General features: G+C 69.7%; 19 protein-coding genes. 8 read left to right on the forward strand and 11 right to left on the reverse strand.

Annotated features, from left to right (window positions below; all coding sequences use genetic code 11):
• Positions 1–117: 117 nt before the first annotated feature.
• The 3 genes from HEP75_RS21930 to hemH all read right to left on the reverse strand — a co-directional run bounded on the left by HEP75_RS21930 (position 118) and on the right by hemH (position 4,423).
• Positions 118–2,298, reverse strand: a complete 2,181-nt coding sequence (locus HEP75_RS21930; protein ID WP_185824954.1) for a methyl-accepting chemotaxis protein — start codon at positions 2,296–2,298, stop codon at positions 118–120.
• Between the two features lie 320 nt (positions 2,299–2,618).
• Positions 2,619–3,467 carry an alpha/beta hydrolase gene (locus HEP75_RS21935; RefSeq protein ID WP_185814603.1) on the reverse strand — a complete coding sequence of 283 codons (849 nt, stop codon included), beginning with the start codon at positions 3,465–3,467 and terminating at the stop codon, positions 2,619–2,621.
• Complete coding sequence (gene hemH / locus HEP75_RS21940) at positions 3,464–4,423, reverse strand: ferrochelatase (protein WP_185824955.1); 960 nt, start codon at positions 4,421–4,423, stop codon at positions 3,464–3,466. Before hemH ends, HEP75_RS21935 begins: the two co-directional genes overlap by 4 nt.
• Before the next feature lie 165 nt (positions 4,424–4,588).
• Between hemH and HEP75_RS21945 the strand changes: the two genes are divergently transcribed.
• From HEP75_RS21945 to tatC, 4 genes are all read left to right on the forward strand, one after another.
• Entirely contained in the window at positions 4,589–5,503 is a 915-nt protein-coding gene (locus HEP75_RS21945; RefSeq protein WP_185824956.1) for a YSC84-related protein, read from the forward strand.
• A gap of 87 nt (positions 5,504–5,590) precedes the next feature.
• The gene (gene tatA, locus HEP75_RS21950; protein ID WP_179570189.1) at positions 5,591–5,818 is read left to right on the forward strand and encodes a Sec-independent protein translocase subunit TatA; all 228 of its coding nucleotides are present in this window, start codon (positions 5,591–5,593) and stop codon (positions 5,816–5,818) included.
• Positions 5,819–5,834: 16 nt separating this feature from the next.
• Positions 5,835–6,386 (forward strand): Sec-independent protein translocase protein TatB, encoded by a 552-nt coding sequence (gene tatB / locus HEP75_RS21955; RefSeq protein ID WP_185824957.1) that lies wholly within the window; start codon positions 5,835–5,837, stop codon positions 6,384–6,386.
• The gene (gene tatC, locus HEP75_RS21960) at positions 6,383–7,126 is read left to right on the forward strand and encodes a twin-arginine translocase subunit TatC (protein WP_185821605.1); all 744 of its coding nucleotides are present in this window, start codon (positions 6,383–6,385) and stop codon (positions 7,124–7,126) included. Before tatB ends, tatC begins: the two co-directional genes overlap by 4 nt.
• 225 nt (positions 7,127–7,351) lie before the next feature.
• On the opposite strand, the gene HEP75_RS21965 is transcribed toward tatC, so the two are convergent.
• From HEP75_RS21965 to HEP75_RS21980, 4 genes are all read right to left on the reverse strand, one after another.
• Positions 7,352–8,251: a BPSS1780 family membrane protein gene (locus tag HEP75_RS21965; RefSeq protein ID WP_185824958.1), complete on the reverse strand. Its 900-nt coding sequence runs from the start codon at positions 8,249–8,251 to the stop codon at positions 7,352–7,354.
• 48 nt (positions 8,252–8,299) lie between these two features.
• A complete protein-coding gene (locus HEP75_RS21970) occupies positions 8,300–9,049 on the reverse strand; it encodes a glutamine amidotransferase (protein WP_185824959.1) in 750 nt (249 codons plus the stop codon).
• A 200-nt stretch (positions 9,050–9,249) separates the two neighbouring features.
• Positions 9,250–10,095, reverse strand: coding sequence for a hypothetical protein (locus HEP75_RS21975; protein WP_185824960.1), 846 nt, complete (start codon positions 10,093–10,095; stop codon positions 9,250–9,252).
• A gap of 233 nt (positions 10,096–10,328) precedes the next feature.
• Positions 10,329–12,149, reverse strand: coding sequence for a GspE/PulE family protein (locus tag HEP75_RS21980; RefSeq protein WP_185824961.1), 1,821 nt, complete (start codon positions 12,147–12,149; stop codon positions 10,329–10,331).
• A 75-nt stretch (positions 12,150–12,224) separates the two neighbouring features.
• On the opposite strand from HEP75_RS21980, the gene glyQ reads away from it, so the two are divergent.
• Together glyQ and glyS are read left to right on the forward strand one after the other, a co-directional pair.
• Complete coding sequence (gene glyQ, locus HEP75_RS21985; RefSeq protein WP_003469925.1) at positions 12,225–13,133, forward strand: glycine--tRNA ligase subunit alpha; 909 nt, start codon at positions 12,225–12,227, stop codon at positions 13,131–13,133.
• 162 nt (positions 13,134–13,295) lie between these two features.
• On the forward strand, positions 13,296–15,527 hold the full coding sequence (glyS, locus tag HEP75_RS21990; RefSeq protein ID WP_185824962.1) for a glycine--tRNA ligase subunit beta: 2,232 nt from the start codon (positions 13,296–13,298) through the stop codon (positions 15,525–15,527).
• A gap of 583 nt (positions 15,528–16,110) precedes the next feature.
• Here the strand turns inward: glyS and rep are convergent.
• Positions 16,111–18,087 (reverse strand): DNA helicase Rep, encoded by a 1,977-nt coding sequence (gene rep / locus HEP75_RS21995; protein WP_185814615.1) that lies wholly within the window; start codon positions 18,085–18,087, stop codon positions 16,111–16,113.
• Positions 18,088–18,222: 135 nt separating this feature from the next.
• Between rep and HEP75_RS22000 the strand changes: the two genes are divergently transcribed.
• Together HEP75_RS22000 and HEP75_RS22005 are read left to right on the forward strand one after the other, a co-directional pair.
• Complete coding sequence (locus tag HEP75_RS22000; protein ID WP_185814616.1) at positions 18,223–18,843, forward strand: thymidine kinase; 621 nt, start codon at positions 18,223–18,225, stop codon at positions 18,841–18,843.
• A gap of 295 nt (positions 18,844–19,138) precedes the next feature.
• Positions 19,139–19,894 (forward strand): sel1 repeat family protein, encoded by a 756-nt coding sequence (locus tag HEP75_RS22005; RefSeq protein WP_185814617.1) that lies wholly within the window; start codon positions 19,139–19,141, stop codon positions 19,892–19,894.
• A 389-nt stretch (positions 19,895–20,283) separates the two neighbouring features.
• Here HEP75_RS22005 and HEP75_RS22010 read toward each other — a convergent pair whose 3' ends face one another.
• From HEP75_RS22010 to HEP75_RS22020, 3 genes are all read right to left on the reverse strand, one after another.
• The gene (locus tag HEP75_RS22010; protein ID WP_185824963.1) at positions 20,284–21,888 is read right to left on the reverse strand and encodes a glucan biosynthesis protein D; all 1,605 of its coding nucleotides are present in this window, start codon (positions 21,886–21,888) and stop codon (positions 20,284–20,286) included.
• A 58-nt stretch (positions 21,889–21,946) separates the two neighbouring features.
• On the reverse strand, positions 21,947–22,909 hold the full coding sequence (locus HEP75_RS22015; RefSeq protein ID WP_185826706.1) for a DUF4380 domain-containing protein: 963 nt from the start codon (positions 22,907–22,909) through the stop codon (positions 21,947–21,949).
• Positions 22,910–23,446: 537 nt separating this feature from the next.
• Positions 23,447–23,794 (reverse strand): low molecular weight protein tyrosine phosphatase family protein, encoded by a 348-nt coding sequence (locus tag HEP75_RS22020; protein WP_255423943.1) that lies wholly within the window; start codon positions 23,792–23,794, stop codon positions 23,447–23,449.
• Positions 23,795–23,880: the final 86 nt, after the last annotated feature.

Below are 23,880 nucleotides of genomic sequence, written 5' to 3' on the forward strand. Positions count from 1 at the left end.
ACAAGCGGTGTGTAGGCGCCGCATTCAGCCGCCGGCCCAGGTAAGGCCGATCCGCTGGCGCCACGCGAGCGGGAGCGCCCCTGCCACGGCCCCCGCCCATGCGCTATGCCCACCCGCTTAGCCGCCAACGGCGAGGGCGAGTCCGGCAGGCACTGACGCCGGCGCAGCGGCCACGGGCCGCCGTTCCGGCACCGCCGGCTGCAGCCGGAACACCGCCACCGCCGCGGCCAGCGTGCCGGCCTGCTGTTCCAGCGCATGCGAGGCCGCGGTGGCCTGCTCCACCAGCGCCAGGTTCTGCTGCGTGCTGCGGTCCATCTGCGCCATCGCCTGGCCGACCTGCTCGATGCCGGCCGACTGCGCCTGCGAGGCCACCGCGATCCCGGCCACGACGTCGTTGACCTCGCGCATCGAAGCCAGCACCCGGCCCATGGTCTGGCCGGCGCCGTGGACCTGCGCCGAGGCCACCGCGACCTGGGACAGGGAGGCTTCGATCAGCGTCTTGATCTCCTTCGCCGCCCCGGCCGAGCGCTGCGCCAGCGCGCGCACCTCGCTGGCGACCACGGCGAAGCCGCGCCCCTGCTCGCCGGCACGCGCCGCCTCCACCGCCGCGTTCAGGGCCAGGATGTTGGTCTGGAACGCGATGCTGTCGATCACCGCGATGATCTCGCCGATCTTGCGCGACGAGCCCTGCACGCCCTGCATCGCCGCCACTGCTTCGTCGATCGCCGCGCCGCCCTGGCGCGCGACCGACGCCGCGACGGTCGCCAACTGGTTGGCCTGGTCCGCGTGCGCGGCGTTCTGTTTGACCGTCTCGGTCAGTTGCGCCGCCGATGCCGCGGTACGCTCCAGCGCACCGGCCTGCTCGGCGCTGCGGCGCGACAGGTCCTGGTGCCCGCCGGCGATGGCGCCGGCCTCGCTGTCGATCGCCGCCGCCGCCTGCTGGATGCCGGCCACGATCCCCGCCAGCTGGTCGGCGGTGGCGTTGGCGTCGTCGCGCATGCCCGCGAACACGCCATGGAATTCGCCATGCATGCGCACGCCCAGGTCGCCGCAGGCGATCGCGCGCAGCAGCGTCGACAGCGCGCCGAGGTTGCCGTCCACGGTCGCCATCAGCTGGTTCAGGCTTTCCAGCATGGTGCGGAAATCGTGCTGGTGGCGGCCGACGTCGCCGCGCGCGCTGAAATCGCCGGCCGCCGCGGCCGCCGCCAGGTGCCAGATGTCGCGGTTGAGCGCGCCGAGGTTGGCCTTGATCGCGTCCATGGTGTCGGAGATCGCCGCCTGCTCGCCGGGCAGGCGCGGCATGTCCTCGCTGAGGTCGCCGATGGCGTAGCGCTGCATCAACGCGACCGTGGACTGCACCGTGCCCACGTGCAGGTCGACCAGCGCATTGGCATCGTGCAGCAGTTGCCCGTATTCGCCCGGGAACCCTGCCGCGTCGCTGCGGTGCGCGACCGCGCCGGCGGCGTGGCGCTGCGCCATCTGCCGTTGCTCGGCGAGCACCGCGCGCAACTGCGCCTGCATGGTCTGCATGCTGCGCAGCAGCTCGGCGGCCTCGTCGTTGCCGTGCACCGGCAGCGGTGCGTCGAGCCGGCCGGCGGCGATCGCCGCGGCGATCCGCGTGCCTTCGCGCAGCGGCCGCACCAGGCTCTGGGTGATGCACCAACCCAGCCAGGTGCTGACCGCCAGCAGCAGGCCGCCGCCGATCAACAGCATCCAGCGCGCGCGGTCCATCGTCGTCACCGCATCGGTATACGCCTGGTCGCTGAGCGAGCGCAGGTGCGTGGCATTGCGCTGGATCGCCTGCTGCCAGTTCGCCAGCAATGGCTGCAGCGTGTACAGATGCAGGGTCTGCGCGTCCAAGTTCTGGTTGTCGGCGGCCAGCGCCAGCACCTGGGTCTGGAACGGCTGCACCTGGACATAGGCCTGGTCGATCGCGGCGCGGCGCTGCGCGCCGGTGCGGTCGGCCGGATCCAGGCGCATCGCGAACAGCTTGCGGCGTACCTGCGCGTAGTCGCGCGCGGCCTGGCCGATCGCGCGCACGATCTCGCGCTTCTCGTCGGGGTTGGTCAGGATCACATCGTTGAGCAGGCCGATTTCCAGCCGCGCCTGGGCGGTGACCATGGCATCGGACAGGCGGATCTTCTCCATCTTGTCCAGGCTGATGTCGTCGAGCTGGTGACGCGCCATGGCCATCGAGGCCAGGCTGGCGACGATCAGCGCGCCGCAGAGCAGCAGCAGGGCCGCGAAGGCGAAGGTCAGTCGGGGACCGACGGGATAACGGCGAAGGAGACGGATCATCGGGGCGGGGAAGGTTCGGGCGCAATTGCCCACGCGTACCCTGGCCAGCAAGCTTTACCGAAACGCGACCGACCTACGACAACATGGCGAACTGTGACGCCGGGTGGATCGCAACCGCGGCGTGCCGCGCGTCCCAGGCGTTTATCGGCGGCGATGCCGGGAACTTGAGCAGGCGCTGGCGCCGTTCGTGCACGCGTTGACGTTCGAGGGCGTGTGCTGGACGTGCGACGGCGTCGGTTCGGGCGAGCGGCGCAGCGTCCCACTGCGGCGGGCGCACGATGCCGCGCTGGCAGGGCGGCGCAACGGCGCCGGCCGGCGGCTCAGAAGAAGTCGTGCAACAGCGCCGCCACCGCGGCCGGCTGCTCCATGTGCAGGTGATGGGTGCCGGGCAGCACGTGCACGCGGCCATGGCGCAACCGCGCCGCACGTTCGTTGCGCAACGGCTCGGGGAAATACGGCTGCGCCGGGTCGGCGTAGATCACCCGCGCCGGGCAGTCGATGCCGGCCAGCAGCGCCTGCACCTGCGCCTCGCTCAGCCGCACCGCGGTGGGCAGGGTCAGGCGCCGGTCGCTGCGCCACACGTAGCCGCCCTCCACCGCCTCGACCCCGCGTTCCACCAGCAGCCGCGCCGCCGGCTCGCTGAGCTGGTTGGCCAGCATCCGCGCGCGCACCGGCGCGGCCAGGTCGGGGAACACGCGCAGCGGCGAGGCGCTGGCGTTGGCGCGGCGGGTCGCGGCGACGCTGTCGCGCAGGCGTTCCAGCGTACCCTCCACGGTCTCGGCCAGGCCGCCGAGCATTTCGATCGCGACCAGCTTCTCGATGCGCTGCGGCGCCGCCGCGGCCAGGGTGCTGGCGATCGCCGCGCCCATCGAATGGCCGATCACCGCGAAGCGCTCCCAGCCCAGCGCGTCGGCCGCGTCCAGCAGCGGATGCAGCGCGCCGGTCAGCAGATAGTCGGCGCCGGCCGGCAACGGTTCGCTGTGGCCGTGGCCGGGCAGGTCCAGCATCACCAGGTCCAACTGCGGCAGCTGCGCGCTCAGCGGCACGAAGCTGGCGGCGTTGTCCAGCCAGCCATGCACCGCCAGCACCTTGGGCCCATGCGGATCGCCGCTGCGCAGCCCGGCCAGCGTGCCCACCCGCGAAGGGCAGGCGAAGGTGCGCAGCGTCATGCGGCGCGGGCGGCCAGCTGCGCCAGCGCGCGCGCGTGCGCCGGGGCGTCGTTGAGGCAGGGGATGTAGCGCACCTGCATGCCGCGCGCGGCGCAGGTCTCGACGAAGCCCATCGCCACTTCTTCCAGCGTTTCCAGGCAGTCGGTGGCGAAGCCCGGGCAGATCACGTCGACCCGCTTGGTGCCCTGCTCGGCCAGCTGCCACAGGCTCGGCTCGGCATACGGCTGCAGCCAACGCTCGGCGCCGAAGCGCGACTGGTAGCCGAGCTGCCATTCGTCGGCGCTCAGGCCCAGCGCCGCGGCGATCGCCTGCGCGCTGGCCTCGCAGCGTTGCGGATACGGGTCGCCGTTGTTGGCCACGCGCTGCGGCAGGCCATGGAAGGAGAAGAACAGGGTCTCGCCGCGGCCGTGCTGCGCCCAATGCGCACGCACGCTGTCGGCCACCGCCTCGACCCAGCCCGGATCGGTCGGATAGTCCTCGATCAGGGTCACCGGCAGCTGCGGATTGCGCGCCTGCCAGGCCTGCACCACGTCCTCGATCGAGGCGGTGGTGGTGGTCGAATACTGCGGGTACAGCGGCAGCACCACGATCCGGCGCACGCCGCCGTCGCGCAGCGCGTCCAGTGCCGGCGCCAGCGCCGGGGTGCCGTAGCGCATCGCCCAGGCCACGCGGTGCCCGGGCAGTTCGCGCTGCATGCCCTCGGTCAGGCGCCGGGTGTACACCGCCAGCGGCGAGCCTTCCGGCAGCCACACCAGCGCGTACTTCTCTGCCGAACGCGGCGAGCGCCGCGGCAGGATCACCCAGTTCAGCAGCGGCCACCAGAACAGCCTGGGGATGGCGACCACGCGTTTGTCGCCGAGGAATTCGGCCAGGTAACGGGCGACCGCAGGCGCGGTCGGCGCCTCGGGCGTGCCTAGATTCACCACCAGCACGGCGGTCTCGGGTGCGTCGCTCATCCACGCATTGTGGCAGAGGCGCCCGCCGCGCGCGTCGCGATCGTGTCTATCGCAACGATCGATGCGCCCGCGCAGCGCCGCGCGCACTCATTGCCGATTCATTGCGCTGTGACTAAGTTCAAGGACTTGCAGTATCTTGCTGCGGACCTATTTCGGAAGCCCGCCATGCCCCGCCTGCCGCGCCTCGCCCTGTTGTTGAGTACCACGCTGTTCGTCGGCCACGCCGTGGCCGGCCCGGAAGAAGACGAGCGCGCCCGCAACGCGCTGCGCGTGCTGAGCGACATCCAGGAGATCCCGGAGCAATCCATCCCCGACAAGCTGCTCGACGAGGGCCGCGCGATCGTGGTGATCCCGGACACGCTCAAGGCCGGCCTGGTCATCGGCGGCCGCCGCGGCCACGGCCTGATGTCGGTCAAGCGTCCCGACGGCACCTGGTCCAACCCGGTATTCGTCAAGCTCACCGGCGGCAGCATCGGCTTCCAGGTCGGCGTGCAGTCCTCCGACGTGGTGCTGGTGTTCCGCAACGACCGCAGCCTGGACAACATCGTCAACGGCAAGTTCACCCTCGGCGCCGATGCCGGCGTCGCTGCCGGCCCGGTCGGGCGCAACGCGTCGGCCGCCACCGACGGCCAGCTCAAGGCCGAGATCTGGTCGTGGTCGCGTGCGCGCGGCCTGTTCGCCGGCGTGGCGCTGGACGGCGCGGCGCTGCAGATCGACGATGCCGCCGACCTCAACGTGTACGGCAGCAACACCACCCCGCGCATGATCTTCGAAGGCCGCACCACCGGCCTGCCGTCCAACGACGTGGTCGCCTTCCGCGACAAGCTCGAGGAAGCCACCTACGCCGCGCGGCAGAACCGCGGCACCGACAGCGCCGGGCGTTCCGCCACGGCGCCGCCGCCGCCGCGGCCGCAATCGTCGGCGCAGGCCGCACCGCCGCCGGTCGCCGAACCCGCTGCCGCCGACGGCGCCAGCACCGCACCGTTGCAGGCTCCGCCGCAGACGCCGCCGCCACAGGGCGGCTTCCAGCCGGTGTCCGAAGGCGAGATCCGCACCGAATCGCTGGACGGCAACCGCTAGAATCCGCGGTACGGCGTGCAGCACTGAACGTACCGCGGCGCGGTGCGTTATCCTCTTTATTCCTTACGACTTCTCTGCGAGCGGATCATGGGCGGTTTTAGCATCTGGCACTGGCTTGTCGTGCTGGTGATCGTGCTGCTGGTGTTCGGCACCAAGCGGCTGACCAGCGGCGCCAAGGATCTGGGCAGTGCGGTCAAGGAATTCAAGAAAGGCATGCGCGACGAGGACAAACCCGCCGGCCAGCTCGGCGACGAGTCGCGCAGCAGCGAGCAGTCCCGCGAGACCCAGGCCGAGCGCGACCGCGACGCGCGCTGAATAGGACGCTGTCGGCGTGTTCGATATCGGATTCAGCGAACTGCTGCTGATCGCAGTGGTGGCGCTGGTGGTGCTCGGCCCGGAACGCCTGCCCAAGGCAGCGCGCTTCGCCGGCCTGTGGGTGCGCCGCGCGCGCGCGCAGTGGGATTCGGTGAAGCAGGAACTGGAGCGCGAACTGGAAGCCGAGGAACTCAAGCGCAGCCTGCAGGACGTGCAGGCCTCGTTGCGCCAGGCCGAAACGCAGTTGCGCGACAGCGGCCAACAGCTGCAGCGCGAAACCGACGCGCTGCGCCGCGAGATCGACCCGACCGGACCGGAACCGCTCGCCGAGGCCGCGCCTGCGGGCAGCGAACCGCAGCCGACGGCGCCAGCGCCGGAAGCCTTGCCGCCGTCGGGCGCTCCCGCCGCTGCCCCCGCGGTGCCGGCTACCGCGCCAGCGGCGCCAGCCGCGCATCCGCATCCGCACGCAGCAAGCGACGCACCGCCGCCCGCCGCGCACGAGCCGGCCCACACACCGCCGGCGCCTGGCGCCGCACCGCCCAACGGCGATCCTGAGGCGCCGCGATGAATCCGGAAGCCGAAAGCAGCCTGATCGAGCATCTGGTCGAATTGCGCGCGCGCCTGGTGCGCGCGCTGCTCGGCCTGGGCGTGGTGGTGCTGGCGCTGCTGCCGTTCTCCAAGCCCATCTACACTTGGCTGGCCGCGCCGATGCTGGCGCAGCTGCCGATCGGGCAGAGCGTGATCGCCACCCACCCGGCCGGCGCGGTGTTCGCGCCGCTCAAGCTGACCTTTTTCGTGGGCGTGTTCATCGCCGTGCCGTGGCTGCTGTACCAGGCCTGGGCGTTCGTCGCCCCGGGCCTGTACCAGCGCGAGAAGCGCCTGGCGCTGCCGCTGCTGGCCTCGGCGGTGCTGCTGTTCTACGTGGGCTGCGCCTTCGCCTATTTCCTGGTGCTGCCGGCGGTGTTCCACTTCCTGACCACGTTCAAGCCGGACATCATCCAGCTCACCCCGGACGCCGGCGCCTACCTGGATTTCGTGCTGGCGATCTTCTTCGCCTTCGGCGCCAGCTTCGAGCTGCCGGTGGCGCTGGTGATCCTGGCCCTGCTCGGCTGGGTCACCCCGCAGCAACTGCGCGAAGGCCGCGGCTACGCGGTGGTCGGCATCTTCGTGCTGGCCGCGGTGCTGACCCCGCCGGACGTGGTCTCGCAGCTGATGCTGGCGATCCCGATGTGCCTGCTGTACGAGATCGGCATCATTGCGGCTAGTGCGGTAACCAAGAAGCCGTCTGAAGCCGAGATTCGGGATTAGAGATTCGCAAAGGCCGGGGCGGCCGCGCCTTCGCCATGTAGCGCGGCTCCAGGAACCTCATGCTTCGTCAATCGCGGCAATCCACGAAGCCGAAAGCGTCGGAGCTGAAGCCTCTCCTACAGATGCGACGACCTGGCAAGGCTAGAGCTCTGCAAAAGCGACGACCGGGAAACCGTCAGCTCCCGCTTTTACGAATCCCCAATCCCGACTCCCAAATCCCGGCCCTTAAGCCGCAAACACATTGGAAGGCGGCGGCGGCACCGCCGGCGCGGCGTCGCCGCTGTGCACGAACATCTGCTTCCAGGCCGCGTAGACCGCGCCGGCCAGCGCCGGCATCGCCAGCGCCATCAGCAGCAATTGCGCGACCAGGGCGGCGATGGTCGGCCCGGCCAGCGCCTGCACCAGCAGGATCACCAGCACCAGGGCGAAATACAGCGCGAACATCGCGATGAAGGCGAGGATGAAGAACACCAGCATCGCCGGCAGGTTGTGCAGGCAGGCGCGCAGGCTGTTGCGCATCGCCGCCAGGCCGCCGCGACCGTCGAACATCACCTGCGGGGCGAGCACGAACAGGGTCAGCGTCACCGCCACGAAGCCGACGAACACCATCAGCAGCCACAGCAGGATGCGCATCGCCGGCAGCGTGGCCACCAGCTGCTCGACCTGCGCCGGATCCGGCTGGGCGCTGGACTGGCCGAGTTCGTTGAGCTTGTTCATCACCGTGCCCAGCTGCTCCCAGCCGCTCTGGCCGACCACCACCAGGGCCAGCGCGCCCAGCGCCAGGCCGACCAGCACCTGCGGCAGCAGCGCCACCAGCAGGCGCGGCGCGCGGCCGTCGTGCAACCCCTGCAGCAGGTGCGCCGGCTGCGCGACGCGGCCCAGGTCCACTTCGCGCACCGCCCACACCAAGCCGCCGAACAGCAGCGGTCCTGCCAAGCCCAGCAGCAATTGCGCCAGCATGCCCAGGGTCGGGTTCAGCGCGCCCATCAGCAGCGCCAACAGCGCCGCCAGGCCCCAGATCACGCCCAGCAGGCCCAGCGCCAGCGGCGCCCGGCGCAGCAGCGCAATACCGCTCAACAGCCATTCCGCGCCGGCCGAGGCCGGCAGCTTGCGAATCTCGATCATTGCCAATCCGAAGTGGGGGAACGCCGTACAGCGCGGCGCCTGTACAGATTATCGCGGTTTTGCCAGGCCGCCGGCGGTTTGCTGGCCGCGCGCGTGCTGAACGAAGCGCCGCAGCAGCTTGCGCGCCAGCGGCGCGGCGCTGACCTCGCGGGCGATGGTACGGGCGCAGCGGCCGGCGCTGCGTAGACACTCGGCGCGGGCGTGCACGTAGCCGCGCATGTGGTGGGTGGCGAATTCCGGGTGGAACTGCACGCCCCAGGCCGCCTCGCCCCAGCGGAACGCATGGCACTGGTCCTGCGCCGAGCGCGCCAGCACGGTGGCGCCGGCCGGCGCGCGCAGCACCGTCTGCAGGTGCGTGGCGTGGGCCGGGAAGCGTTCGGGCAGGCCGGCGAACAGCGGATCGTCGAACGCCGGCGGATGCAAGTCGATGTGCACGGTGCCCGATTCGCGCCCGGCCGGGTTGTAGGCAACCTCCCCGCCCAGCGCATGCGCCAGCAGCTGATGCCCGTAGCAGATGCCCAGCAGCGGCGTGCCGGCGTGGGCGGCCTCGCGCAGCCAGTCGGCCGAGCGCTCGCTCCAGTCGGCGCGGTCGGTGACGAAGGCGGCCGAGCCGGTGACGATGATCCCGGCAAAGCCCGTGCGCGCGGGCAATGCGGCGCCGCCGGCGACATTGGCGACCACCGTGTCGCGCTCGGCCAGGCCGGCGGCGACGCGGATCCAGTGCGGGAAGCGCCCATAGCGCCGCATCGTCGCCACCGGCTCGCCGGTTTCGAGGATCAGGAAGGGCGCAGGCGTCATCGGCGGGCGGCAACTCGGGTGGGGTCGACCCGATTGTAGACAGACCTTCGCGGCTTTTTCCAAGCCTGCGCCGCACTGCACGGCTGTCGCGCGTCGCAATTCAGCTGCTCGACAGTCGTTTGCCGTGGCAACGCGTCGGTTTTGACATAAGCGCTGCGCCACTCGAGCGGATGGACGCAGCGCTGATGACCGCAGGGGCTTTACGCCAGCATCGCCGGATCCACGACCGTGAGCCGCTCGTCGGGATCCAGTTCGAAGATCTGCCGGTACTGTTCCGGGGTAAGGGCCTTGGCCGCTGCGTCCTGGAATTCCAGGGCGATGCGGTTGATCTCCTCGCCCTCGGCCTGGCTGGTGGCGGCGTCGGCCCGCAACGTTTCGCGCGCGGCGACTGCCGCGATCCTGGCGAGCGCGGCATCACGGATCTGCAGCACGCCATCGCGCGCATCGGCGGTCAGCGCTTCGCCCACGGTGGCGTGCACCCGCGCGGTGAAATCGTCCGTGTCCTGCGCGGCGACCAGCGCGGCACCGACCGCACAGGCGTTCTTCTTTTCCTCCCACGCATTCGACAGCCAGTTGCGGCCATAGGTGCCGTACAACGCATTGCTGAGCCAGTAGCCACGCGCGATGCGCACCGTCAGCGGCGCGGTGGTGGCGCTGCCGGTCGCCCACAGCACCTGGTTGGCGAGCTGGTGGCAGACGCCGTTGATGGCGTAGCGGAAGATGGTGCCCTGCGCCGGCGGGTTGTCGCTGGAGGCTTGGTTCGGCAGGCACAGGCAGCTGGCGTGGCCGAGGTCGGCCTGCGCTTGCCCGGCATAGCCGCCGGGGGATTTCTTGCTCTGCCCGGTCGGATGGAACACGCCCCAGCAATACCAATACTGCTGCTGATGGGCGAGGACTTCGTCGATCGTGTACGGGTGCTCGCGGTTGTCGTAGCTGGTCACCCAGGTGTGATCGACCAGGGCGCTGAGCCGGGGCGCCTGCTGGATGAAGCCGGTGTCGCCGGCGCCGACCGGGTTCACCCAGGCATACAGTGTGGTTGTCGTCATTGCGCGATCTCCTTGCACTTCCGTTGACGTGCATTACGGGAAGAGCCACGCACAGGCGAAAAGCGGCGCGCTGCCGCACTGGAGTGGGCAACGCAGCGATCGAGGTCTGCAAACGCGGCCCGCATGCCGTCCCTTGCGTCCCCCGGACGGCCCCACCGTTCTAGCGCAGCTGGCGCCGCCGCGGGTGGACAATTTGCCGGCAATGCAACGCGCCAGCGCACGCCACGGTGCGCTCACTCGCGCGGCGGCAGCACCGACAGCACTTCCTCGATGGTGGTCAGGCCGGCGGCCACCTTTTCCAGGCCGGCGCGGCGCAGGCTGCGCACGCCCTCGGCCTGCGCGGCGCGGCTGAAGCCGGCCAGGTCCATGTCGGCGCGGATCAGCGTGCGCAGGCGCGGCGTCACCGGCAGCAGTTCGTACAGGCCGACCCGGCCCAGATAGCCGGTGCGGCGGCATTCCAGGCAGCCGACCGGGGCGTGCACCTGCAGGTCGTCCGGCAGCGCCTCGCCCGGCTCGCGCAGCGCGTCCCATTCGAGGTCGCTGAGCGTGTGCGGACGCTTGCAGTGGCTGCACAGCGTGCGCACCAGGCGCTGCGCCAGCACGCCGTTGAGGGTGGAGGCGACCAGGTAGTGCGGCACGCCCAGGTCGAGCAGGCGGGTGATCGCCGAGGGCGCGTCGTTGGTGTGCAGGGTGGACAGCACCAGGTGCCCGGTCAGCGAGGCCTGCACCGCCATCTGCGCGGTTTCCAGGTCGCGGATCTCGCCGATCATGATGATGTCCGGGTCCTGCCGCAGCAGGGTGCGCACGCCGCTGGCGAAATCCAGGTCGATGTTGGTCTGCACCTGCATCTGGTTGAACTCCGGCGCGATCATCTCGATCGGGTCCTCAACGCTGCACACGTTCACGTCCGGGGTGGCCAGGCGCTTGAGCGTGGAATACAGCGTGGTGGTCTTGCCCGAGCCGGTGGGGCCGGTGACCAGCACGATGCCGTGCGGGCGCTCGACCAGCGCCGCCCAGCCGGCCGCTTCCTGCACGCTGAAACCGAGCTGGTCCACACTCTTGAACGCCGCGTCCGGGTCGAAGATGCGCATCACGCACTTCTCGCCGAACGCGGTGGGCATGGTCGACAGGCGCATCTCGGTCTCGCGCCCGCCCGGCGAGCGGGTCTTGATGCGCCCGTCCTGCGGGCGCCGGCGCTCGGCCAGGTCCATGCGCCCGAGCACCTTGATCCTGCTGACGATGGCGGTCATCACCGCCGGCGGCACTTCCAGCACCTTGTGCAGCACGCCGTCGATGCGGAAGCGCATGCGCCCGGCCTCGCGCCGCGGTTCCAGGTGGATGTCGCTGGCGCGCTGCTCGTAGGCGTACTGCAGCAGCCAGTCGACGATGTGCACGATGTGGTGGTCGTCGGCGTTGACGTCGCCGCCGCGGCCCAGTTCCACCAGCTGCTCGAAGCTGGGCAGGCCGCTGCTCTGCTCGTTGCGCCCGTCCTTGGCCCCGCGTACCGAGCGGGTCACGCCGAAGAACTCCATCGTGTAGCGATGCAGGTCCAGCGGGTTGACCACCGCGATCTCGATCCGGCGCCGCGCCAGGTGTTGCACGTCGGCCAGCCAGTCCAGCGCCAGCGGCTCGCTGGTCGCCACCAGCAGGCGTTCGCCGTCCAGCGCCAGCGGCAGGATGCGGTGGCGGCGCGCGTAGGCATGCGAGACCACGGCGGTGACCGCGGCCACGTCGACCCGGGTCGGATCGATGCGCAGGTAGCGCAGGCCGCAGCGCTGCGCCAGCCATTCGGTCAGCCGTTCCAGGCCCAGTTCGCTGCCCGGCGGGCGGGTGGCGGCCAGTTTCAGGTTGGACAGCAGCACCAGCGGATGCACGTCGCTGACGGTGCGCGCGGACTGCGCCGAGAACTGCATGCGGCCGCGCTCGGCCGGCGCGACCAGGCCGTCGGCGAGCAGCGCGGCGACCACGCGCTCGAAATTCAGGCGCCCCGGCGGCAGCGACACGGCGGCGGGTACAGGCACGGCGGGCGGCTGCGCGGCAGGTCGCGTATCCATGGTCAGGTCCGGTGCGCGGAAGTCCCCGCAAGTCGGTCGCTATACTAGCGCACCCCTTTTGCCGGCCTTTGCTGCATGCCCGTCTCCCGGTCCGTTCCGATCACGTTCCAGGGTCTGATCCAGACCCTCAACCAGTTCTGGGCGCAGCACGGCTGCGTGCTGATCCAACCGCTGGACCTGGAAGTGGGCGCCGGCACCTTCCACCCGGCCACGTTCCTGCGCGCGCTCGGGCCGGAGCCGTGGAACGCGGCCTACGTGCAGCCGTGCCGCCGCCCCACCGACGGCCGCTACGGCGAGAATCCGAACCGCCTGCAGCGCTACTACCAGTACCAGGTGGCGATGAAGCCGAACCCGGACAACATCCAGCAGCTGTACCTGGACTCGTTGCAGGCGCTGGGCATCGACCCGCTGGTGCACGACCTGCGCTTCGTCGAGGACAACTGGGAATCGCCGACGCTCGGCGCCTGGGGCCTGGGCTGGGAGGTGTGGCTCAACGGCATGGAGGTCACCCAGTTCACCTACTTCCAGCAGGCCGGCGGCCTGGAGTGCAAGCCGGTGCTGGGCGAGATCACCTACGGCCTGGAACGGTTGTGCATGTACCTGCAGAACTGCGACAACGTCTACGACCTGGTGTGGACCTACGGCCCGGACGGCGCGCCGGTGACCTACGGCGACGTCTACCACCAGAACGAGGTGGAGCAGAGCGCGTACAACTTCGAGCATGCCGACGTGGCCGAGCTGTTCCACCGCTTCGACGCCTGCGAGCGCGAAGCGCAGCGGCTGGTCGAGCTGGGCCTGCCGCTGCCGGCCTACGAGCAGGTGACCAAGGCCAGCCACGCCTTCAACCTGCTCGACGCGCGCCGCGCGATCTCGGTGACCGAACGCCAGCGCTACATCCTGCGCGTGCGCGCGCTGGCGCAGGCGGTGGCCAAGGCCTACCACGCGCAACGCGAGAAGCTGGGCTTCCCCGGCGTGAAGCGCTGAGGCTGTAGAGCCCCTCTCCCTCCGGGAGAGGGGTTGGGGTGAGGGTACGCCGGCACGAGAACCTGCCACTCCCAAACTCCAAAGGCTCCGCCGTACCCTCATCCGCCCCTTCGGGGCACCTTCTCCCGCAGGGAGAAGGGAACCGCTAGCAAGGTCTGACACATGAGCGCACTACATCCCCTGCTGATCGAACTGGGTACCGAGGAACTGCCGGTCAAGGCGCTGCCGGGTCTGGCGCAGGCCTTGTTCGACGGTGTGATCGCCGGGCTGGAGAAGCGCGGCATCGCGGTCGAACGCGGCGACGCCAAGCCGCTGTCCACCCCGCGGCGGCTGGCGGTGCTGCTGCCGGGCGTGGCCGCCGAGCAGCCGGAGCAGCGTTCGGAAGTACTCGGCCCCTACCTCAACATCGCGCTGGACGCCGATGGCCAGCCGACCAAGGCGCTGGCCGGCTTCGCCGCCAAGGCCGGCATCGACTGGACCGCGCTGGAGCGCACCAGCGACGCCAAGGGCGAGCGTTTCGTTCACCGCGCGGTGAACGCGGGCGCGCAGACCGCCGCGCTGCTGCCGGAGATCCTGCGCGAAGCGATCGCGGCGATGCCGATCCCCAAGCCGATGCGCTGGGGCGACCACGACTACGGTTTCGCGCGGCCGGTGCACTGGCTGGTGCTGCTGTTCGGCAACGACGTGGTGCCGGTGCAGCTGTTCGGCGTGCAGGCCGACCGGGTCAGCCGCGGCCACCGCTTCCTGCACGATGCGCCGGTGGCGCTGGCGCAGCCGGGCGACTACGTGGCCGCGCTGCAGGCGGCGCAGGTGCTGGTGGATCCGGATGCGCGCCGCGCGCGCATCGTCGCCGAGGTCGAGCAGGCCGCGCGCCAGGCCGGCGGCAGCGCGCGCATCTCCGACGACAACCTGGAGCAGGTGGTGAACCTGGTCGAATGGCCGTCGGCGGTGCTGTGCCATTTCGAACAGGCGTTCCTGGCGGTGCCGCAGGAAGCGCTGATCGAGACGATGGAGAGCAACCAGAAATTCTTCCCGGTGCTCGACGACGGCGGCAAGCTGACCGAGCACTTCATCGGCATCGCCAACATCGTTTCGCGCGACGTGGCCGAAGTGGCCAAGGGCTACGAGCGGGTGATCCGCCCGCGCTTCGCCGACGCCAAGTTCTTCTTCGACGAGGACCTCAAGCAGGGTCTTGAGGCGATGGGCGCGGGCCTGGCCAGCGTGACCTACCAGGCCAAGCTCGGCAGCATCGCCGACAAGGTGCAGCGCGTGGCCGCGCTGGCCGAGGCGATCGCGCCGCTGGTCGGCGTGGACGCTGTGCAGGCGCGGCGCGCCGCCGAGTTGAGCAAGAACGACCTGCAGTCGCGCATGGTCAACGAATTCCCCGAACTGCAGGGCATCGCCGGGCGCCACTACGCCAAGGCTGCCGGCGAGCCGGGCGAGATCGCGCTGGCGATCGACGAGGCCTACCAGCCGCGCTTCGCCGGCGACGACATCGCGCTGTCGCCGCTGGGCAAGGTGCTGGCCATCGCCGAGCGCCTGGACACCCTGGCAGGTGGGTTTGCCGCGGGGCTGAAGCCGACCGGCAACAAGGACCCGTTCGCGCTGCGACGCAATGCGCTGGGGTTGGCGCGGACGGTGATTGAGAGTGGGTTTGATGTGAGTCTGAAGGTGCTGCTGACCGATGCAGCAACCCGTGCAATGGAAGCCATTCGCCTAACCGCGGTAATGAAGAAAGTAGAAGCCGCCAACGAAGCAAAGCGGAAAGGAGCGGAAACATCGCCGATGCAGTCTCAGGTGGGCGGGGTATCGTTGGAGCAGGTTGAAGAGGTCTACGACTTCATCCTCGACCGCCTGCGCGGCTACTACGCCGACAAGGGCGTGCCGGCCACGCATTTCAACGCGGTGGCGGCCTTGTTCTCGGTCGGGGTTGAAGGAAGCGCAGCTTCTGTAGGAGCGGCTTCAGCCGCGACCGCCACCCACGGATCGCTCTACGACTTCGACCGCCGCATCGATGCGATCGGCATCTTCGCCACGCTGCCGGAAGCCGAGGCGCTGGCTGCAGCCAACAAGCGCATCCGCAACATCCTGCGCAAGGCCGAGGGCGCGATTCCTGGGCAGATCGACTCGACCCTGCTGCGCGAGCCGGCCGAAAGCGCGCTGGCCGAAGCGGTGGAAGCGGCGATCGTGGAAACCGACGGCGCCCTGCGCCAGCACGATTACGTCACCGTGCTGAACTTCCTGGCGCGGCTGCGGCCGCAGGTGGACGCGTTCTTCGACGGGGTGATGGTCAACGTCGAGGACCCGGCGATCCGCGGCAACCGCCTGGCCCTGCTCAAGCGCCTGGGCGATCGCCTCGGTAGCGTCGCCGCGATCGAGCATCTGTCGTCGTAAGCAGGGCTGCGAACTGATGCATGTAGGGGCTGCGAAAGCAGCCTCTTCTTTTTGTGGGGAGCGATTCTGGGTCGCCTTGGGCCATCAGTCGCGACAAACGAAGCCAGCACTCCCACAACCAAGTGAAACAGCGTCGGGACTGAAGTCCCTCCCGCAGTGCACCCAGCCAGCTACCGGCGAGCGCCAGCCAAGCAGCTGCACTTGAAAGAGCCGCAGCCTCCGGCGACACCGCTTCTTGTGGGAGCGACTTCAGTCGCGACGCGCGAAGCTGCAATCCCCGTCGTGCTGAGAAGAAGCGTCGGGCCTGAAGCCCCTCCTACAGTGCACTCGGCCAGCCATGTACAAGCACCTGTTTTTGAGCCCCTCTCCCCTCGGGAGAGGGGTTGGGGTGAGGGTCCGGCGCGAAGCGTCTCGCTGAGTTTGAGTGCACGAGGCTGCGCCCGTACCCTCATCCGCCCCTTCGGGGCACCTTCTCCCGCAGGGAGAAGGGAACTCCAGCATATACCCGCGCTACATCAGAACCCGCCAACCGCGGCACCACGCACAACCGCCTTTACGAATCCCCACTCCCCAATCCCCGCCGTCAATCAAACAACGCCTGGATCGCCGCCAGCCCCGCATTGGCGCGCTCCTTCTTGCGCTCGGCGTCGGCCACCGGATCGGCGCCGTCGCGTTGCATTTCCTCGGCCGGGATCTCGTCGAAGAAGCGGCTGGGCTTGAGCCGGATGTGCTCGCCGAACTTGCGGGTCAGCTTGCTGTAGCTCATCCACAGCTGTTCCTTGGCGCGGGTGATGCCCACGTACAGCAGGCGCCGCTCTTCCTGCAGGTTGCCCTCCTCCAGGCTGACCTCGTGCGGCAGCACGCCGTCCTCGCAGCCGACGATGAACACGTAGCGGAACTCCAGGCCCTTGGACGCGTGCATCGTCATCATTCGCACCTGGTTGCCGCCGTCGTCCTTGTCGTTGCGCGACAGCAGCGCCAGCTGCGCCGCCAGATCGCCGACGGTGGCGCCACGCGGGCCGCCCTCGAACCACTTGGCCAGTTCTTCCAGGTTGCTGCGGCGGCGCTGGAAGGTGGTTTCGTCCTTGCACTGGCTGCGCAGTTCGCGGATCAGCCCCGACTGCTCGGCGAGCTGGCGCACCACGTCGGCCGAGGACAGGGTCAGCGAGGCGGTACGCAAGTCATGCAGGACGTCGACGAAATCGCTCAGGCCGTTGGCCGCGCGCGGCGGCAGCTGCTGCAGCGCGCCCATCGACTCGGCCGCGCGCGACATCGGTAGATTTTTCGCCGACGCCAGTTCCGCCAGCTTGGCCAGCGACGTCGCGCCGACCTCGCGCTTGGGCGCCTGCACCGCACGAAGGAACGCGGCATCGTCGTCGGGATTGACCAGCAGCCGCAGCCACGACAGCACGTCCTTCACTTCCTGCCGTTCCAGGAACGCGGTGCCGCCGGTGATGTGGTACGGCACGCCGGCGATCTGCAAGGCCTTTTCCAGCGGCCGCGACTGGAAGTTGCCGCGGAAAAGGATGCAGAAATCGCTCCACGGCACCTGCTTGGCGGTGCCCAGGTAGGCGATCTCGGCGGCGACCTTCTCCGCCTCGTGCTCGCTGTCGCGGCATTCCCACACGCGGATGCGCTCGCCGTCGGCCTGGTCGCTCCACAGGGTCTTCAGGTGCTCGTGCGGGTTGTGCGCGATCAGCGCATTGGCCGCGCGCAGCACCCGGTTGGAGCAGCGGTAGTTCTGTTCCAGCTTGACGATCTGCAGCGCCGGATAGTCGCGCCCCATCTGCATCAGGTTTTCCGGATTGGCGCCGCGCCAGGCGTAGATGCTCTGGTCGTCGTCGCCCACGCAGGTGAAGTTGCCGCGCGGGCCGGCCAGCATCTTCAGCAGCCGGTACTGCGCGTCGTTGGTGTCCTGGCTCTCGTCCACCAGCAGGTAGCCGATGCGCTCGCGCCAGGCCATGACGATGTCCTCGTTCTCCTCCAGCACCTGTACCGGCAGGCGGATCAGGTCGTCGAAGTCCACCGCGTTGAACGTGCTCAGCCGCGCCTGGTAACGCTCGTACAGGCTGGCCGCTTCCTGCTCGCGGTTGCTGCGCGCCGCGGCCATCGCCTGCTCCGGCGACAGCCCGGCGTTCTTGGCGCGCGAGATCAGGTTCTTGGCGTCGTCGATCGCATCGGGCTTGGCGCCATGCATCAGGTCCTTGATCTGCGCGGCGGCATCGTCGGCGTCGAAGATCGAGAAGCCGCGCTTGAGGCCGACCGCGGCGTGCTCGATCTGCAGGAATTTCAGTCCCAGCGCGTGGAAGGTGCAGATGGTCAGGCCATCGGCGGCGTCGCCGCGGATGCGCTTGGCCACGCGCTCGCGCATTTCCTTGGCCGACTTGTTGGTGAAGGTGATCGCGGCGATGCGCTTGGCCGGGTAGCGGCCGGTGGCGATCAGGTGCGCGATCTTTTCCACGATCACGCGGGTCTTGCCGCTGCCGGCGCCGGCCAGCACCAGCAACGGGCCTTCGCAATGCAGCACCGCGGCGCGTTGGGGGGGATTGAGACCGTGCATGAAGACTTCCCTGGGCCGCGCATTGTAGCGGGCGCCGGCCGGTGGCGAGGACCGCGCCGCCGCGCTGGCGCTGAACGGGTTTTCCCGCGCGCCTCCGGACTGCGACGGGGCCGGCCACCGCGCTAGAATCGGAGCATGGCGAAACTGTACTTCTACTATTCGGCGATGAACGCCGGCAAGACCACGACGCTGCTGCAGTCGGCGCACAACTATCGCGAGCGCGGCATGCGCACCGCGATCCTGACCCCGCGCCTGGACCACCGCGACGGCAGCGGCGTGGTCGCCTCGCGCATCGGCCTGCGCGCCGATGGCAACACGTTCGTGCCCGACACCGACCTGCTTGCGCTGCTGCAGGACGATATCGCCCGCGACGGCGCGCTGCATTGCGTGCTGGTGGACGAGGCGCAGTTCCTCAGCCGCGCGCAGGTCTGGCAGCTCAGCGAGGTGGTCGACCGGCTGCGCATCCCGGTGCTGTGCTACGGCCTGCGTACCGATTTCCGCGGCGAGCTGTTCGAGGGCAGCCAGTACCTGCTGGCCTGGGCCGACGAACTGCAGGAGATCAAGACCATCTGCCACACCGGCAGCAAGGCGACGATGACCGTGCGCGTGGACGCCGACGGCCACGCCGTGCAGGACGGCCCGCAGGTGGAGATCGGCGGCAACGAGCGCTACGTGTCGGTGAGCCGCGCCGAGTTCAAGAAGATCATGCGCGGCGAGGGCCGCATCGACCCGTTGCAGATCGCGTTGCCGCGGTAGTCGGCCCGCCGCGCCGGCTGACGGCTGCGGCGGCGGACGAAAGACGGCGTTGGCCGAACGCGACGCCACTTTTCGCGGTTCAACCGCATGCGCAGGCGAATGCCGCGCGAGTGCCATGCACTGCCTTGGTGCATCCATCCGCCGATCCGTTTCGGCGGCAGTCGACGCGACACCGACCATGAACATCGGTTGAAAACGTCGACACCGTCCTCGGCCGCATAGGCCATCAGTCTATGGATCGCGGCCGCGACGCCCATTTAGAATCGTCGGCGATCGCACTCATGGGAAGAGTTCTATGCATCAGTTCAAGGGATATGCCATCGGCGGCTGCGCCGCGCTGGTCGTTGCGGTTGCGCTGGCGCTGTCCGGCCCGGCCGCCGCCGCCGACAACGCCCGCACCTTCGACGACATTCCGGCGCAGGTGATGACCGACGGGTTCCTCGAGGCGCACCTGGACCTGTTCTATCGCCGCGCCGGGATCCGCGCCGACAAGAAGGGCGAGTTCGCCGAGGCCAAGAAGAACTACCAGCTCGCCGCGCGCTACGCCGACAAGCCGTCGCAGGCGCGGCTGGGCGAGATGTACTGGGAAGGCCAGGGCGGCGCGCAGGATCGCGCGATGGGCTTCCTGTGGATGGCGCTGGCCTCCGAGCGCGGCTACGACGCCTTCACCACGCGCAAGATGGAGTACTGGAACCAGCTGACGCCCGAAGAGCGGCAGCGCGCGGTCAAGCAGGACAAGAAAATGCTGGCCACGTATGGCGACCAGGTGGCCAAGCCGCGCCAGGAAGCGGTACTGCGCCGCGAAGCGTCGCGCAGCACCGGCAGCATGCTCGGCTACTCCGGCGCCTCTGGCCTGCAGATCAACGGTCCGCGCGGCGGCAGCGTCGATCCGGAAGTGTTCTACGCCAAGGAATTCTGGGAACCGGCGGCGTACTGGAAGCTGCAGGACCGGGTCTGGGACGGCCGCACGCCGGGCCGCGTGGATATCGGCGATGTCGAGGACATCACCCAGGAAACCGCGCCGAAGCCGCCGCAACCGGCCAAGCCCTGAGGCCGCCGCAACGCGCGACGCCGGACACGTCGCGCGTCGGGACTGAAGTCCCTCCCACGATGCACCCGGCACCTTGCTGCGAGCCTCTTGTAGGAGCGACTTCCGTCGCGACGCGCGAAGCCAGCCGATGCGTAGCGTTGCGAAAAGCGTCGGGACTGCAGTCCCTCCCACAGTGCACCCGGCCGGTATCCGCAAGCCACTGTAGGAGCGGCTTCAGCCGCGACGAGCGAAGCCGGCAATTTCAGGCGTCGGGGTTGAAACCCCTCCTACAGTGCACCCAGCACGGTGGCCGCGAGCTTTTGTAGGAGCGGCTTCAGCCGCGACAAACGAAGCCGGGCACTGCACTCAGCGAGGCGCTGCCGCGCATGACGCGGCAGCCCCCGCCACGCTCAATACAACTTGCGCTCGGCCGCCGGCGGCGGCGTCCACTGGTACAGCCAGGTTTCGGTCAGCGGCGTGCCGCCGGCGCGCAGGAACAGGCGGATGTCGATCTGCTGCGTACCGTCGTCCGGCGGCACCACGTCGAACATCGCGCGGTAGCCGGAGAGTTCGTGCAGCGGCCGCGCCGAGACGATCTCGGTGCTGCCGCGGCTCAGCTGCAGCACCGCCTCGACCTTGGCGTCCTTGTCCTTGCCGAGCCTGGCCAGTTCGCCGCCGACGAAGTCCACCGCGAAGCGCCAGGAGAAATGGCTGCGCTTCTGCCCGACCACGCCGCCCAGGCCGGTGCGCGTGGCCACGCATTGCGCCAGCGGCGAGGACGCTGGCGGCTTCGCGCCCCAGTACAGGCGATAGCCGAACAGCAGTTCCTGCCCAGGCTGCGGCTTGTCCTGCGGATTCCAGAACGCGACGATGTTGTCGAAGGTCTCGTCGATGGTGGGAATCTCCACCAGCTGCACCGAACCCTTGCCCCAGCCCTGCTTCGGTTCCACCCACAGGCACGGGCGCTTTTCGTAGTACACGCCGTCGTCGTGGTAGTGGTCGAAGTTGCGGTCGCGCTGCAACAGGCCGAAGCCGCGCGGGTTCTCGTCCACGAACATGTTGAAGCGCAGCTGCGGCGGGTTGCACAGCGGCCGCCAGATCCATTCGCCGCCGCCGGTCCACATCGCCAGGCCGTCGGTGTCGTGGATCTCCGGGCGCCAGTCCCAGTCCATGCGGCGGTCGTTCTCGCCGACCTGATACATGCTGGTGCACGGTCCCAGGCCCAGCCGTTCGATGGTCTTGCGTGGATACAACGCGCTGTCGATGTCCATCAGCAGCACGTCGCCGTTGGTGATCGCGAAGCGGTAGGCGCCGGCCACGCTCGGCGAGTCCAGCAGCGCGTACACCACCACGGTGTCCGAGCCGGCCTTGGGCTGCTCCAGCCAGTAGGCGATGAAGTCCGGGAATTCCTCCGGGCCGCCGGTGCCGGTATCGATCGCCAATCCGCGCGCGGACTGGCCGTACTGGCCTTCCTTGCCCACCGCGCGGAAATAGCTGGCGCCGAGGAACGCGGCGAAGTCGCGGTCGGTGTCCTGTTTGGTGTTGAGGCGGAAGCCGGCGAAGCCCAGCTCCTTGGGCAGGTGCTTGCCCTGCAGGCCGCTCTTGCCGTAATCGAACGCGGCGCCGTCGTAGGCTAGTTCCTGCGCCTGCCCGTCGACCAGGTCGAACATGTGCACCGGCGACTTGAAGTACAGGCCCAGGTGGAAGAACTTGGCCTGGAACTTCGACTCGTTGTCCACCGCCCACAACGCGTGATCCTGGCGGTAGCGGATCGATTGGTACTGGTCCCAGTTCAACGACTCCAGCGGTCCCGGCAGCACCCGCTTGTGGCTCTGGTAGGGCGCCTGGGCCATGGCCCGGGCATGGCCCTTGAGCCAGGCGTAATCGAAGGGCTGCGGCTTGCCCAGGCGGCGCAGGCCGACCGCGGGCGCGGCCTGGCCGAGCATCGGCATCGCGGGCAAGCCCATGGCGGCGAAGGCGGCGGCGGCGTTCTTGAGGAAATCGCGTCGTTGCATGGGCCGGATCGAAGCGGAAAGGGCCTCCATCATAGACAAGCGGCGTTAAACGCGAGAGCTAGGGCGTGACGCAGGCGCCCGCCAGCGCCAGCGCCGCGGCGTGCCGGCACAGGAAGCTGCGCTGCTGCGCCGGGTCGTCGCCGCCGGTGTAGTCCAGCAACGTCCACTGCTCCTCGGCGTGCATGGTCTGGCCCGGCGCCAGGGTCCGGTACGGCGCGTGCACTTCCATTTCCAGCAGGCCACTGCCCGGATCGGAGGCCGGCGCATCCAGGTAGAACTCGACTTGGCCCTGCTCGGGATGGATGCGCGCAAGCGGCTGGTGCGCGAAGCGGATCACCCAGGCCTGGCCGCCGGCGAAGGCGGCGATCCAGCCCGCCGACGGCTGCAGCAGCAGCTTGCCGCGCTGTCCGGCGCTGCCCGGCGGCGCGGCCGCCAGCGCCAGCAGCCCGTCCTGCAACACGTACTGCGGCGGCGCGTAGCCGGCGCCATCGCTGGGCTGCACGCGGATATCGGCGGCGGCCGCGACCGGCACCAACACCCGCGTGGCCGCGCTGACCCGGGTGTTGAACCACAGGTCCCAGGCCACCGCGGTCTTGCGCACGTTCTGCGCCTGCACCTGCAGCAGCACGCTGTCGGCGCGCTGCGGCGAGACCGCGAAGGTCTTGCGCAGGCGCACGCCGCTGATCGGGCTGTCCACGCCGCGCAGCTGCAGGCGCCGCGGCGCGCGCGCGGTGACGGTGGTGGTGGCGAAGCTCAGGTACGGATCCGGCGGCCAGTTGGCATGCGCCGCGCGCCGCGCCGGATTGGCGTCCTGGTGCTGCCACCAGGCGTTCTGCGGCCCGACCCAGACGTCGTGGCCGAAATAGGGGATATCGTTCGCCGCCGCGTTGACCGTCGGCAGCGGCTGGCGCTGCACCGCGTCGCCGACCTTGATCAGGTTCGGCCCGCCGCTGCGCTGGAAGCCCAGCACGCGCCCGCCCAGAGTCGGCGTGACCATAAGCCGGACCACGCCGTTGTCCATGACCCACGGCGCAGGCGCGGCGGCGTCAGGCGCGGTTGCCGGGGCCGCGGCGGCGAGCAACGGCCAGGCGCCGAGTAGCGCGAGCAGCGCCGCGCGCGGGCGCCGTCGTCCATTCTGCGTATCGGTGCGCATGGCGAACCTGCGATCGAGGAAGGAAGCCCGATTGTGGCGACTCTGCGGCCGCGGCGACAGTCGGCCGGTTGCGTATGCGCGCCGCGGCCGTTGCCGCTGGGCGCAAACCGGCGGACGCGGCTGGCGCAGGAGAGCGCGCAGCTTCGGCAGCGGGCTGATCGGACACCTGCAGCTGTAGCAGCAGCGAAGACGACGGCCGTGGCGAGTTGGGTCGCGGCTGGTGAAGTCCTCGGGCAGACGCCACAGCTCCGCCGCTTCTCGAGACGAGGTGGCGTAGACACTGCAGGGGTCACTGGCACGGTCGCAGCGAGCGGCGCCGTGCGACCGCGCGGCAAGTGAGGAGCTCGCTGCCGCGCTCGTGGCGTCAGGCGGCGGTTTGCGCCGCGCGGCCACGCCGCGTGCCGCTCAGAGCGCCGGATGACGCCGCGGCAGATGCGGCGTCACCGCTTGCTGCAGCCGCCGGACCAACGCCGGATCCATGAACGCATAGTCGTCGGGAATGTCCAGGCAGACGATGCGCTTGCCGCTCAGGTGCCGCTGGAACGCGGCCGACAGCTTGCTGCGGTGGCGCCGTTCCATCACGAAGATCAGGTCGGCCCAGGCCAGCAGCTCCGGCGTCACCGCGCTATCGGCATCGGCATTGACTCCCGCCGACGCGGTCTCGATGCCCGGCCAGTCGGCGAAAAGCTGTTCGGCGGTCGGGCTGCGCAGCCGGTTGCGGGCGCACAGGAACAGGATATGGCGGACGGGCACGGCGCGGCGGATCGAAGGGCGATGGCCCATGGTAGCGGCGATCGCCGGCGGTTCGGGGCGGCGATGCCAGGCCGCCGTCGGCTGGA

The sequence above is a fragment of the Xanthomonas sp. SI genome, from assembly GCF_014236855.1.
Classification (GTDB): Bacteria; Pseudomonadota; Gammaproteobacteria; order Xanthomonadales; family Xanthomonadaceae; genus Xanthomonas_A.

Excerpts from the sequence above, each read along its gene's own strand:
- HEP75_RS21930 (WP_185824954.1), bottom strand. The coding sequence starts at position 2,298 with ATGATCCGTCTCCTTCGCCGTTATCCCGTCGGTCCCCGACTGACCTTC.
- HEP75_RS21935 (WP_185814603.1), bottom strand. The coding sequence starts at position 3,467 with ATGACGCTGCGCACCTTCGCCTGCCCTTCGCGGGTGGGCACGCTGGCC.
- hemH (WP_185824955.1), bottom strand. The coding sequence starts at position 4,423 with ATGAGCGACGCACCCGAGACCGCCGTGCTGGTGGTGAATCTAGGCACG.
- HEP75_RS21945 (WP_185824956.1), top strand. The coding sequence starts at position 4,589 with ATGCCCCGCCTGCCGCGCCTCGCCCTGTTGTTGAGTACCACGCTGTTC.
- tatA (WP_179570189.1), top strand. The coding sequence starts at position 5,591 with ATGGGCGGTTTTAGCATCTGGCACTGGCTTGTCGTGCTGGTGATCGTG.
- tatC (WP_185821605.1), top strand. The coding sequence starts at position 6,383 with ATGAATCCGGAAGCCGAAAGCAGCCTGATCGAGCATCTGGTCGAATTG.
- HEP75_RS21965 (WP_185824958.1), bottom strand. The coding sequence starts at position 8,251 with ATGATCGAGATTCGCAAGCTGCCGGCCTCGGCCGGCGCGGAATGGCTG.
- HEP75_RS21970 (WP_185824959.1), bottom strand. The coding sequence starts at position 9,049 with ATGACGCCTGCGCCCTTCCTGATCCTCGAAACCGGCGAGCCGGTGGCG.
- HEP75_RS21975 (WP_185824960.1), bottom strand. The coding sequence starts at position 10,095 with ATGACGACAACCACACTGTATGCCTGGGTGAACCCGGTCGGCGCCGGC.
- HEP75_RS21980 (WP_185824961.1), bottom strand. The coding sequence starts at position 12,149 with ATGGATACGCGACCTGCCGCGCAGCCGCCCGCCGTGCCTGTACCCGCC.
- glyQ (WP_003469925.1), top strand. The coding sequence starts at position 12,225 with ATGCCCGTCTCCCGGTCCGTTCCGATCACGTTCCAGGGTCTGATCCAG.
- glyS (WP_185824962.1), top strand. The coding sequence starts at position 13,296 with ATGAGCGCACTACATCCCCTGCTGATCGAACTGGGTACCGAGGAACTG.
- rep (WP_185814615.1), bottom strand. The coding sequence starts at position 18,087 with ATGCACGGTCTCAATCCCCCCCAACGCGCCGCGGTGCTGCATTGCGAA.
- HEP75_RS22000 (WP_185814616.1), top strand. The coding sequence starts at position 18,223 with ATGGCGAAACTGTACTTCTACTATTCGGCGATGAACGCCGGCAAGACC.
- HEP75_RS22005 (WP_185814617.1), top strand. The coding sequence starts at position 19,139 with ATGCATCAGTTCAAGGGATATGCCATCGGCGGCTGCGCCGCGCTGGTC.
- HEP75_RS22010 (WP_185824963.1), bottom strand. The coding sequence starts at position 21,888 with ATGCAACGACGCGATTTCCTCAAGAACGCCGCCGCCGCCTTCGCCGCC.
- HEP75_RS22015 (WP_185826706.1), bottom strand. The coding sequence starts at position 22,909 with ATGGACAACGGCGTGGTCCGGCTTATGGTCACGCCGACTCTGGGCGGG.